This window comes from Dyadobacter diqingensis, assembly GCF_024220585.1.
Lineage (GTDB): Bacteria > Bacteroidota > Bacteroidia > Cytophagales > Spirosomataceae > Dyadobacter > Dyadobacter diqingensis.
This window is the reverse complement of the sequence record NZ_JAMXKF010000002.1, coordinates 62,303-74,710: the sequence shown is the minus strand read 5'-3', so window position 1 is coordinate 74,710 and position 12,408 is coordinate 62,303. Positions and strand designations below refer to the sequence as shown.

Sequence of the window (12,408 nt, the reverse complement as noted above, 5' to 3'; positions counted from 1 at the left end):
GGGCTACTCCGTGCTGATGGCTTTTACCGGATTCATTAACGCAGCCCGGAAAGTCATCATACCGACGAGCGCGGTGACGATCAATCCAAAAATAATGGTTATGGCTGCAAAATTGGCCCACCCGATCTCAATACGGTAGGCATAGTTTTGCAGCCATTTAGTAAGTCCCAGCCACACCAGTGGAAAGGCAATAACCAGGGCAACGGCTGTAACGATCGCAAATTCTTGCAGAAAAAGCATCACAATGCTCGCCTCCGAAGCACCCAAAACTTTCCGTATGCCAAGTTCTTTGGTCCTTTTTGAAACATTAAGCGATACCATTCCCAGAATTCCCAACAGCACAATGATGATGGCGAGGACTGTGGCAATGCCCGCTGCCTTTTTTAGTTGTATTTCTGATTTGTAAAGTTTCATAAGCGTATCGTCCATAAAAACATATTCAAAAGGAGCATCCGGCATCAGCTCGCGCCATTTTTTTTCGATACTGTTAAGTGACGTAGCAATATTACCAGGCGGGATTTTGAAAGACAAATACCGGTAAACGCTGGCTGTTTTGATATGGAGAAAAGCCAGTGGCTTGATCTGCTGGTGCATGGACTCGAAGTGGAAATCCTGTGTTACTCCCGCGATGATTAGGGGAGTACTACTGAAATGCATCCGTATCTGCTGGCCGACGGCGTCCTGAGGACTTTGATATCCCAGCGCTTTTACAGCCGCTTCGTTGATCACAATTTCGTCGGCTTTGTAAATCCCTTCTTTTGCATGGAAGAATTTTCCTGCCAGCACTTTAAGTCGATAGGTATCTGCAAATTTCTCGTCCGTGGAAAGCATCTGCGTGTAAACGGCTTGCGTGGAATCCTGACCTGTTTTGTATAAACCATTGGTATTTCCAAAATTTCCATTCGGTATTTCATAGGACAAACTGACCTGGGAAACTTCTGTAATACGTCCCATTTGATTGCGTACCGACTCCATTTTTGTGACACCTTCCGGCGTCCAGTCGCGCGGGGCGGCTATGGATACGATGGATGTTTTGTCGTAACCGAGATCTTTGCTGAAAAAATAACTGACCTGTTTGGAAATTAAAGTTGCGGCGGCGAAAACAAATAACGCAATGGAGAATTGTGCCACGATCAGGACTCTTCGGAACAGAATGTTATCCTTCACAGACCGAAGTTTTCCTTTCACTGATTCAATGGCGGGAAGTGAGGATAGAATAAACGCAGGGTAAATGCCGGCCAGTAACGCAATGATTCCTGTGAACGCGATAACCGTAAGTATTGAATAGGGGAGCAAAGCAAAAAATGAACTGATCTGTCTGCCCAGAATATCTGCGAAATAAGGCCGGAAAAGCTCATAGAAACCAACTGAGAGCAGCATAGCTACGGCGGAGAGGATAACCGACTCGGCCAGAAATTGTTTGATGAGCTGGCTTTGAAGACTGCCAAGCACCTTGCGGACACCGATTTCCTTGATCCGTGAGGATGAATTCCCGATGGTAATATTGACAAAATTGACAACGGCCATCAGCAGGATGAAAAGAGCAACGCCCGATAAGGTGTAAATCATTTTTCTTGCGAGACCGTTATTCTGCTGCATGTAAAAATCGGTCAACGGTGTCAGATAAACTTTCAGATTTGTCCTGATGTTTTCCGGGGTATTGGTCGCTAAAAGCTGCTGTATGGCTTTGTTCAAATCCTCTTTTTTGATACCTTCTTTCAGTTCGAGGTAGGTGATCATGTAGGGGAAAGACCAGCTTTCGGCATTTTGACGGCCTTTCAGACTACCGAGCGGAATGAAAATATTGGCAGGAGATTTCAAGAGATTAGTTACCGAATTGTCGGGAATCGTTTTCAGAACGGCCGTAATCTTATACTCCTGTTTTTGTCCGACAAAGTTATCCAGGTTAAGTATCTGACCGAGCACGTCCGTTTTTCCAAAATATTTAATTGCTTTTTCTTCCGTAATCGCTACCGAATTGGGTTGCTGCAAGGCTGTTTTGGCATCACCATAAAGCAACGGAAATCCATACATGGAAAGAAAAGTGGAATCTCCGGCCTGGACATCCTCCCGAAAATGTTTATCGCCGTTTGAAACGGCCACCGTTATCCCGTCAAAGCGGTAGTAATTCGCAACCAGATTCGGATAATCTTCTTTGAGCGATTTTCCCAGCGGACCCAGGGTCGCAATTTCGATCCCCATATTTTCGTCCGTCCATTTGCTTTGAAGGATATACTGATTTTTGGGGTTTTTCAAAGTCGCATTAACCTGCCATTCGCTCCACACATAACTGCCGATCAGGAAGGTAAATGTCATGCCGGCAGAAAGACCAAAAATGCTCACCAGTGAAAAGAATTTACGTTTCAAAAGGTTCCGCCAGGCGATTTTGAAGTAGTTATGGAGCATGGAGTTTGTCAGGCTAATTTGGAAAGTATTTCATTTCCCAAAATTAGGAGAGTGTCGGTGGCTAAGCTAACAGGATCGCCGGATTTAACGCTTTTTAACTTTTTGGTTTCTTACAGTATGAACGAAAAAACAAACGGCGTTAAATCAGGTCTGCCGATTTAACGCCGTTTGAAGGAATCTGTGATTCAGGTTATTTACCGCTTGTTGATTTTTTGTGTTTTTTGGAATAACTTTTTTCAGCCGTTTTGGCTTTTTCAAAATCAAGTACCACACCATTGATGCAATAGCGCAAACCTGTTGGAGGAGGTCCGTCGTCAAAAACGTGTCCAAGATGCGATTTACAGCGTCCGCATGTTACCTCCGTTCTGACCATGCCCAGACTTGTGTCTTTGTGGTAAAGAATTGAAGTTTTACTGATCGGCTCGTAAAAACTTGGCCAGCCACATCCGCTGTCAAATTTGGTATCGCTTTGAAAAAGCGGGTTCCCGCAGACGGCGCAATAGTATGTGCCAATTTCTTTGGAAGTTTCAAATTTGCTGGAAAACGGGCGTTCCGTTCCTTTCAGTCGGGCTACGTCATAAATCTCGGGTGAAAGCACTTTTTTCCAATCCTTGTCCGACTGATTTACCTTATTGGTGTCAGTATGCGAGTAAACCGGACTTTTGGTCTTTTGTTCTTGACCATAACAACTTTGAAACCATAACCCTGAGATTATCAGAGACAACATTATCAGTTTATTTTTCATTATCGTCAGCTTTATTTTTTAAGATATACGAAATTTAGGCACGCAAAGATGTAACATATTGACATTTCACCTTGTTCCGGCAATTTGATATTCGCTTGGTTTTGTTGGCTATGAATGTAAAACAAAAGCCTGAAATCAAAAATTCGATCCCAGGCTTTACTATCGGGTAAAAATTGCAGGTCAGATGAATGAAGAAAGATCCTGAACACCGAGCATACGGCGTGTCGTAAATCCTTCGCCATATTTAACGCCAATGGCATGTCCCATTTCCTGTGCTCTGGCTATAATAAATTCCAGAAAAGCAGGGGAGGAGATATAACTTTGCGGCTCATCGCTGTTTGCATCATATTCAGAGTTAAAGAACTGGCTTTTGAATGCACGGACTGCCTGTATTTTTTGGTCATGGAATGCAGTAATATCCACCACGAAATCCGGTTTGATGTATCGGTCCTGGATGGAATGAAAAACCAGGCGTGGCCTCCATGCTTCCTGTTTATTGCCCTGCTCGTCAAAAGTTTCAATCATCCTTAGTCCCGAATAGAAACAGCTGTCGGCTACCAGTTGTGCTCCGCGCCCGTGATCGGGATGGCGGTCGTCGATGGCGTTCGTTATAACGATATCCGGCTGGTACTTTCTGATGTAAGGGATAATTGCTTTCTGCTGTGCTTCTATATTCTGAAAAAAGCCGTCTGAAAGGCCCACATTTTCCCTTATATCAACATTGAGCACCTTGGCCGCGTCGGCAGCTTCCTGAATACGGCCTTCGGGTGTACCTCTGGTTCCAAGTTCTCCACGGGTAAGATCAACAATCCCGACTTTTTTACCCAGTGCCATTTGGGCTAGTAAAGTACCTGCACAACAAAGTTCTACATCGTCGGGGTGTGCAGTTATGGCAAGAATATCAAGTTTCATTGGGGCTTTTTGCTTTCTATTGTAAAAATAAAGCCGGAATTAATCCGGCTTGACTTGTTATTTGATTCTTATTTTTTGGCCCAGGCGTAAAGTTGACCGGGTTGATATCCGGTTCTTTTTGGCAATAGCCGAAATAGCAACTCCGTATTTTGACGCGATGGATGACAGCGTATCTCCTGAACGCACTTTATGCAAAATCGAACGTGTGTAGGCGGCCGGCGCATCGCCAGCATCAAACTCGCTTTTTGTGGTACGTCCGCCGCGGAGGTGACTCCATGCATTGCTGGTTAGTAAAAAGTGATCCGATTTGATCTGAGCATTTTCCCAGTCGTAAATATTTCTTGGGTCAAACGGATTTCCTTCGTAACGGTTTTCATAGTGTAAGTGAGAGCCAGAGCTACGGCCGGTATTACCGCCAAGCCCGATTACCTCACCAGCTTTCACCAACTGGCCCGACTCCACCAATTGCTTGGAAAGGTGACCGTAGAGTGTTTCCAACCCATTGTAATGACGTACCAGAATGAATTTTCCATAACCGCTTCCGTCCCAGGCTACAATCCTGACCATCCCGTCATACGTTGACCGGACCGTGTCACCTGTTTCCAGATCAAGGTCGGTTCCGTTATGCCAGCGGCCCCAACGATAGCTAAAATTAGAAGTCGTCGGTGTCTGCGGCATGGGCGTGCTCCACATCCGGTTAACAGCAGGGTTATACAAAGTCAAATCGACAGGTTCGTCAAAATCAAGCGGGCTCAAACCATAAGGGTTGATGGTCCGGGCGTCCCAGATCACGTAATACTCGGCAGATTTTACCCATTCGTCTCCCACAAGAAGCGAATCGACAACTTCTACCACATCGGTTTCTCCTTCGTCAATTGTTGAAGTGTCCTCACTTACAACGGGATTGAGCGGTTTTACAGGTTCAAACTGGCTCTGGAATTTTAAGGTAGAGGTTTCTACCTGGTATTCGTCCTCGGGCTGAGGCGTTCCTACTTTGGTTGGGCCTTCATTGGCATTACTTCCTGCCTGATTGATTTTCGGGTTTTTCTTGAACTTTCCTCGCTCTTGTGCTTGCGTGTTCCAGGGGATCAAACACACGACCATTAGCAAACCTACAATAAGCTTTTCTTTCATAAATATTATTAATGTATCGGGCTACCAACTGTGTTTTGCACAAATTGGTAGCCCGACTTTAAATGTCTGAGTTGTCCGGTTTATTCTTAATTTGTTTCAAGGATATCGTCAGCGATCACCTCAACCTCACGCTCCATCAGGAAACGTTCAGCGTCCAGAGCAGCCATACAGCCTGTGCCAGCGGCAGTTATCGCCTGGCGGTACACATTGTCCTGTGCATCACCACAGGCAAATACTCCTGCAACATTGGTATGTGCAGAGCCTTTGATGGTTTTGATATACCCTGTTTCATCCATGTCGATATATCCTTTGAAAATTTCGGTGTTAGGCTTATGACCGATCGCAACGAAGAATCCTGTTGCTTCCAGTACGCTTTCTTCACCTGTTTTATTGTTTTTCACGACAACACTTTCCAAACCTTCTTCACCATTCAGTCTTACGGTTTCAGTGTTCCATAAAATCTCTATGTTTGGAAGTGTTTCAAGGCGTTTCTGCATGATTTTTGAAGCACGCATTTCGTCACGACGAACAACCAGATATACCTTGCGGCACAATTTGGCAAGATAACTTGCTTCTTCAGCAGCCGTATCACCCGCACCTACAACAACTACATCCTGGCCACGGAAGAAGAAACCATCACAAACGGCACAGGCAGATACGCCACGTCCGTTTAGTCTCTCTTCGTCAGGCAGGCCAAGCCATTTGGCAGTAGCACCTGTTGAAATGATCACGGCATCAGCCAAAATCTCCTTTTGACCGTCAATGATTACTTTGCGAGGATAAGTCGTAAAGTCAACCGAAGTCGCCATACCGTAACGAACATCCGTTCCGAAACGTTTGGCTTGTTTTTCAAAGTTGATCATCATCTCAGGACCTGTAATTCCGTCCGGATAACCTGGGTAATTGTCAACTTCTGTGGTAATGGTTAACTGCCCGCCCGGCTGCGCTCCCTGGTACAGGACAGGATTAAGACCGGCTCTTGAAGCATATATGGCAGCGGTATATCCGGCAGGACCGGAACCAATAATAAGGCAATCTACTTTTTCAGATGTCATGTTAATTTCTTACTTATAATAATCAAATTCTTTAATTCAAAGTGTGTACAGGGCAGAACCGGCTAAACCTGTTCTCTGTAATAGTGTGTTAAAAAGAGTGTGCTGAAATTTTGCACGCACGTAGGGATAACATATGCTTATAGACAAAAGTGCGAAATTTCACTCCTTTTTGCAAATATTCTTACAAAACCCGCCACTCAATCCGACGATTCTTCTGTCGGTTTTCTTCTGAATCATTTTTGGCTACGGGGCGTGTTTCGCCATACCCTTTGGCAGTGAGTCTGGTGGCTTCAATTCCCGATTGTTGCAGGTAATTCATCACCGACTGAGCCCTTTTTTTAGAAAGTTCGAGATTAACCTGATCGGTACCTACGTCGTCTGTATGTCCTGATATTTCGATGCCGATCTGTTTGTTGTTTTTCAGGAAATCAACCATCAGATCAAGCTCTACTTTGGATTTATCATCCAGCGTAAAGGCGCCGGTATTAAAGAAAATATTGTTTAAAACTTCAATCCTGTCTTTCTCAATGGCCTCCATCGGAACATCAAGGTTAACCGAAGATGCCGAGTCCGCTACCGAAAATGTAAGGCTTTTAAATAAATATCCGCTTTTGGAAACATAAAAGGCATACTCACTTCCTTTGTTTAACACTGCCAGGAAATGACCCGTTTGAGCGTCTGACGAAAACTCGGCGACTTTCTCCTGCTTTTTCAGGTCATAAAGCTCAATACTGGATGCCAGTGGTTTCTGTGTTTTTTTATCGAAAACTTTCCCTTTGGCATAACGGGTAGGGGTGATCAGATTTTGCAGCGTATCCGGCAAATCGAAAGTATACAACAGCGAGCGGCCTTTGGATTTATCAGAGCTATCGTCGGTATAATAGGCTTTTTTACCGTTTGCCGAAATAAAAAGAGCAACCTGATCTGCCAGCGTGTTGATGGGATATCCGATGTTTGTCGGCGCTGACCAGGTAGTATCCACTTTCTGGGCAAGAAAAATATCAAAACCTCCCATACCCGGAAGTCCGTTTGACGCATAAAAGAGTGTTCGTCCGTTGGCGTGGATGAAAGGGGCATTTTCGTCATCCGGTGTATTAATGCCCGGTCCCAGGTTTTTAGGTTCTGACCAAAGGTCTTTGCCTTTCAGAACAGAATACCACAGGTCCGATTTTCCCAGGCCACCCCGGCGGTCGGAGGCAAAATACAAAACCCGTCCGTCGGCCGAGAGGGAAGGCTGTGACTCCCAGTTCCGGGAATTGATACTCTCACCCAAATTCTGCGGCGCACTCCAGTCGTTGCCTTGTTTCTTGGAAATGTATAAATCGCACCCGCCATAACTATCCGGGCGGTTGCAGGCCGTCAGCACCAGCGTTCTGCCATCTGCCGAAATGCTGCATGTGCCCTCGTTATTGGTAGTGTTGATGGATTTGGAGATTTGCTCAGGAACATCCCAGCCCCCGTTAATGCGGTGCGTTATGTAAATATTTTCGTCCCTGTTTTCAGTCAGTCCCGTAAAAATAAGTGTTTCGTCATCAGCGGTCATGACAGGGAAAAACTGCGAGTTCAGAAAGTTGACTGTATCGCCCATGGATTGTTTGTGCACTTTCACAGGGTGCTTCAACGCGTTCTGCGCAAAACGGGCCGAAGCCGTGCTTTTTTGCGCCAGTCGTGCCAGTCCTGATTTGGCGGGAGCCAATGCCAGTGCCTTTTCAAAATACACAATGGAAGAATCGTATTTCTCAGCCTGAAAAAAATTACTCCCAAGCCATTGATAAGCCGTGGAAGACTGAGGATCGGAAGGCCGGAGCGTTACAAAACGCAGAAAATGTTTCCGGGTAAGTTCTGTTTTTTTTTGCAGCTCATAAATCTGAGCAAGTCGCAAGTGCAGTTCTGCATTATTTGGATCGGTTTCTTCCACCTTTTCAAACAGCACCATCGCTTCATTCAATTGTCTGGCTTGCCAGGCTTTTTGTGCCTTTTCAAAAGTCTCACGCCCACGACGCGATAACGGCGCATCCTGCGCGTAACCAGGTGAAGGATGCAACCAGACTAAAAACAGCAGGCTCAGAAGAAAGCGGTACATTACGGGATATTCATATATTTATGAGTCTGTAACGACATTTTCCATTTTGGATTGTCTTTGATATAATCAATTATCAAAGGCAGCATCTGCTCATGTTTACTCCATTCGGGTTGCAGCAATAAAGTGCAATCGCTATTGACCAGCGCCGCGTGCTCTTCTGCAAATTCAAAATCACTTTTGTTATAAATGATCGCTTTCAGCTCGTTGGCATTTGTATAAATGTCGGCGTGAGGCATTTTGAATTTCTTGGGAGAAAAACAAACCCAGTTCCAGTGCCCGGTAAACGGATATACCCCCGAAGTTTCAATATTGGTTTGAAAACCGGCAGCTTGCAAGGCGCCCGTCAGTTCGTCGAGATTATACATCAAAGGTTCTCCGCCGGTTATCACCGCAAGCCGGCCAGGGTAGGCCAGGGCACCTTCGACAATTGTGTTGATCTCCTGTTTTGGATGCGCATCCGCGTCCCAGGATTCTTTTACATCACACCAGTGGCAACCGACCTCGCAGCCGCCTAAACGAATGAAATAGGCCGCTTTTCCACTATGCTGGCCTTCTCCCTGCAAAGTGTAAAATGCTTCCATGACAGGAAGTTGACTGGTGACGATGGGTAATGTTTCAGTTAGCAAAATTCAAAAAGTAAATAAGCAATATATAAAATTGGGTACTAAGATAGGAGGTAACAAAATAAATCCTGAAATAATTGCTGACTGAATGCCATCTTTGCATTATGATCAATAATCCAATACATCAACAGGAAGCAATTTGCGCATTGGCAACACCGTCAGGTGTAGGCGCAATTGGAGTAATACGCGTTTCAGGACTTAATTCAATAAGTATTGTAAACGAAATTTTTAAGGGAAAAAATCTGAATCTGGTTGAAAGTCATACCGCGCATTTCGGCACGATTCAATCCGAGAGCGAACTTATTGACGAAGTGCTGGTTACGGTTTTTAAAACACCGAAATCTTTTACCAAAGAAGATTCCGTGGAGATTTCCTGTCACGGCTCTGACTATATCCTTAAACAAATCCTTAAACTCCTGATCAAAAAAGGAGCCCGCATAGCACGTCCGGGGGAATTTACCCAGCGCGCATTTTTAAACGGACAATTTGACCTGGTGCAGGCCGAAGCCGTTGCCGATCTTATCGCCGCGGATTCAGAGGCCAGTCATAAAACGGCATTGAACCAGCTACGTGGAGGGTTTTCGAAGAAACTGGCATCATTGCGTACCGAGTTGATTCATTTCGCATCGCTGGTGGAGCTTGAACTGGATTTCGGTGAGGAAGATGTTGAATTCGCTGAACGCGACGATTTAAGGCAATTGATTATCAAACTTCGGAAGACAATCGCACCGCTTATCGAATCATTTGATTTTGGAAATGCGTTGAAGGAAGGCGTTCCGGTAGCGATTGTCGGCTCGCCCAATGTTGGCAAATCGACTTTACTGAACGCACTTTTAAATGAAGAAAAAGCCATTGTGACCAGTGTTGCCGGTACAACCCGTGACGTGATTGAAGACACGATGGTGCTGGAAGGGTTGAAATTCAGGTTTATCGATACGGCTGGTATTCGGGAAACAACCGATCTGGTAGAGTCGATCGGTATTGAACGTTCGCGCGGGGCCATGGAAAAAGCAGATATCGTGATTTTCCTGTCGGACAGTGAAGAAACATATTTGCAAAATAAGCAATTAGCGACGGAAGTTTCGGATAAAAAAGATACTCTTTGGGTATTAAATAAACTCGATTACAACCAGACATTGTTTGAAAAGTTAAAAGAAGAAAATCCGGAATTAGTCGGCATATCAGCTCAAACGCAGGAAGGTTTAAAAACGCTTACCGACATCCTGGTTGCACGCGTCTACGGACAATCGGCAACGGATACGGTCGTCACCAACCTGCGTCATTACGAACATTTGCTGAAAACCCAGGATGCGCTAAATGAAGTAATCAACGGGCTTGACACAGGAATCACTGGTGATTTTCTGGCGCAGGACATCCGGTTGTCATTACATCACTTGGGGGAGATCACTGGTACTATCGTGACGGATGATTTGCTGGATAATATTTTTAGTAAGTTTTGTATCGGCAAGTAGGCGCACAAAGTAACTGCAAGTAAATAGATATAAACGGTTGAAAATTAGACTATTAATCAAAATTTTCAACCGTTTTCTTTTGGGCTTTTTGTTAAGTTTTGTCTATTTTTGTCCCCTATTTGTCCCTCAAGATTGTCAAATTTTGAGGGACAAAAAACGGGAGAGATTACTTCCCTTATTTACCCTTAAATCACCTTATTTACCCTTTTGTAATCTTATATCTGCTTATGAGCTCCAATATTAGTATTACACGGATTTGCGAACATTGCAGCAAAGAATTTACAGCAAAAACCACGGTTACCAGATTCTGTGGCGATGAATGCGCCAAGCGTAACTATAAGCTTCGAAGGAAGAATGCGAAGCAGCAAAAAATGCAGATCAGGATTCAGGAAAGCGACAGGCAGACCCAGGCGATCAGAGACATTCCTAAGAATCAGGTCTGGGATAAGGAGTTTCTCACCGTCAATGATGCTGCTCTTGTTTTAGGCTGCTCGAGCAAAGCTATTCATTCAATGATCGCATCCGGCAAGTTAAAAGCTATCAATTTAGGCGTCAGAAAAACAAGGGTTTTACGATCGGAAATCCAGCGCCTGTTTGAGCTGCCCGCCCTTGCCGTGAAACCGGTGCCAAAAGTTACATTGGAAGAAGAACCTCTGACAAAAGACAATTGTTACACTGTTGACTATATCACGTCTTCTCTGGGTGTCACCAGAGACTCTGTTTACAGTATGGTCAACAGGAAGAAAATTCCTAAATTTCAGGAGGGTAAGGAAATTTATGTTTCCAAAAAGCATATAGATCGGGCATATCGTTTAATGAGAGGAGGTGGAAAGTGAGCAAGGTAACATTAAGACGAAAGAAAATCGGAAAGGGCAGGATTGCCCTTTACCTGGACATTTATCCGCCGGTTCCAAATCCGGATACCGGTGCGATGACAAGGAAAAATTATCTCAAGATTTACGTCTATGAGAAACCCAGAACTGAGCTTGAGCGGCTTCACAACAAAGAGACCATGGAACTTGCTGAAACGATTCGGTCCAGAAGGCAGCTTGAAGTACAAAATAAAAGGTTTGGTTTTTTATCCGCCCGGATGATGAACGGAGATTTTATTGAATTCTTTGAATCACAAAAAGAGAGGCGAAACGGGACCAATCTGGAAAATTGGAGAATGGCTGTCAGTTATTTTAAAAGTTTTGCCGGTGATAAGGTGCTGTTTCCGCAGCTGAATGAAACGTTCAGTGAAGAATATGCGGATTATTTATTATCAGCGCCAGGCATCGGTAGATTTGGCAGATCCATTTCAAGGAATACGGCCGTCAGTTACTTTGCAAAATACAAAGCAACTTTGAAAGCAGCATTCAAAAAAGGTTTACTTGCGGTCAACCTCGGGGAGATCATTGATAGTATTTCTCCCAAGGACACGCATCGGGAATTTCTATTCCAGGATGAAATACAGCTTTTAGCCAATACGCCATGCAGATCTGAAATAGTAAAAAGAGCGTGTCTGTTTTCGATTCTGACTGGTCTGAGATTCTCCGATATCAATACGCTTACGTGGTCGGAATTAAAAGGCGTCAGAGGTAACTATTTTATCCAGTTCCTGATCGACAAAACCGGCAGCGCCGAGTTTATGCCAATTTCTGACCAGGCTTACGACTTACTGGGGCAGCCATCACAAGGAAAAGTATTTACGGGTCTCAAATACGGTCAGGTAGATTATATTCTTCCCGAATGGATTAAGGATGCCGGAATTTCGAAGCATTTAACTTTTCACTGTTTCAGGCACACATTCGCAACTTTACAATTGCTTTTTGGGACAGATATTGTGACTGTGTCCAAGCTGCTCGGGCACAAAGATCTTAAAACAACAATGATCTATGTAAAAATTGTAGATAAACTTAAGCGGGATGCATCGCATAGAATCAAGCTGGTTATTGACGGAGATTTAATTCCAATCTAAGCGCTTAGGGGACCTGTG

General features: G+C 44.5%; 10 protein-coding genes. 3 read left to right on the top strand and 7 right to left on the bottom strand.

What is annotated here, in order from left to right:
* Positions 1-3: 3 nt before the first annotated feature.
* From M1L62_RS06095 to M1L62_RS06065, 7 genes are all read right to left on the bottom strand, one after another.
* Positions 4-2,406 (bottom strand): ABC transporter permease, encoded by a 2,403-nt coding sequence (locus M1L62_RS06095; protein ID WP_254412137.1) that lies wholly within the window; start codon positions 2,404-2,406, stop codon positions 4-6.
* Between the two features lie 190 nt (positions 2,407-2,596).
* Positions 2,597-3,151, bottom strand: a complete 555-nt coding sequence (msrB, locus tag M1L62_RS06090) for a peptide-methionine (R)-S-oxide reductase MsrB (RefSeq protein WP_254412136.1) — start codon at positions 3,149-3,151, stop codon at positions 2,597-2,599.
* Positions 3,152-3,331: 180 nt separating this feature from the next.
* Positions 3,332-4,063, bottom strand: a complete 732-nt coding sequence (gene bshB1, locus M1L62_RS06085; RefSeq protein WP_254412135.1) for a bacillithiol biosynthesis deacetylase BshB1 — start codon at positions 4,061-4,063, stop codon at positions 3,332-3,334.
* A gap of 57 nt (positions 4,064-4,120) precedes the next feature.
* The gene (locus tag M1L62_RS06080; protein ID WP_254412134.1) at positions 4,121-5,197 is read right to left on the bottom strand and encodes a M23 family metallopeptidase; all 1,077 of its coding nucleotides are present in this window, start codon (positions 5,195-5,197) and stop codon (positions 4,121-4,123) included.
* Between the two features lie 86 nt (positions 5,198-5,283).
* A complete protein-coding gene (trxB, locus tag M1L62_RS06075) occupies positions 5,284-6,252 on the bottom strand; it encodes a thioredoxin-disulfide reductase (protein WP_254412133.1) in 969 nt (322 codons plus the stop codon).
* A 181-nt stretch (positions 6,253-6,433) separates the two neighbouring features.
* Complete coding sequence (locus M1L62_RS06070; protein WP_254412132.1) at positions 6,434-8,335, bottom strand: OmpA family protein; 1,902 nt, start codon at positions 8,333-8,335, stop codon at positions 6,434-6,436.
* A complete protein-coding gene (locus tag M1L62_RS06065) occupies positions 8,335-8,916 on the bottom strand; it encodes a 7-carboxy-7-deazaguanine synthase QueE (protein ID WP_254412131.1) in 582 nt (193 codons plus the stop codon). Before M1L62_RS06065 ends, M1L62_RS06070 begins: the two co-directional genes overlap by 1 nt.
* Before the next feature lie 146 nt (positions 8,917-9,062).
* On the opposite strand from M1L62_RS06065, the gene mnmE reads away from it, so the two are divergent.
* The 3 genes from mnmE (at position 9,063) to M1L62_RS06050 (ending at position 12,390) form a co-directional block, all read left to right on the top strand.
* Complete coding sequence (mnmE, locus tag M1L62_RS06060) at positions 9,063-10,430, top strand: tRNA uridine-5-carboxymethylaminomethyl(34) synthesis GTPase MnmE (RefSeq protein WP_254412130.1); 1,368 nt, start codon at positions 9,063-9,065, stop codon at positions 10,428-10,430.
* Between the two features lie 227 nt (positions 10,431-10,657).
* Positions 10,658-11,266 carry a helix-turn-helix domain-containing protein gene (locus M1L62_RS06055; RefSeq protein ID WP_254412129.1) on the top strand — a complete coding sequence of 203 codons (609 nt, stop codon included), beginning with the start codon at positions 10,658-10,660 and terminating at the stop codon, positions 11,264-11,266.
* Positions 11,263-12,390, top strand: coding sequence for a site-specific integrase (locus tag M1L62_RS06050; RefSeq protein WP_254412128.1), 1,128 nt, complete (start codon positions 11,263-11,265; stop codon positions 12,388-12,390). The genes M1L62_RS06055 and M1L62_RS06050 overlap by 4 nt, the downstream gene beginning before the upstream one ends.
* Positions 12,391-12,408 lie beyond the last annotated feature (18 nt).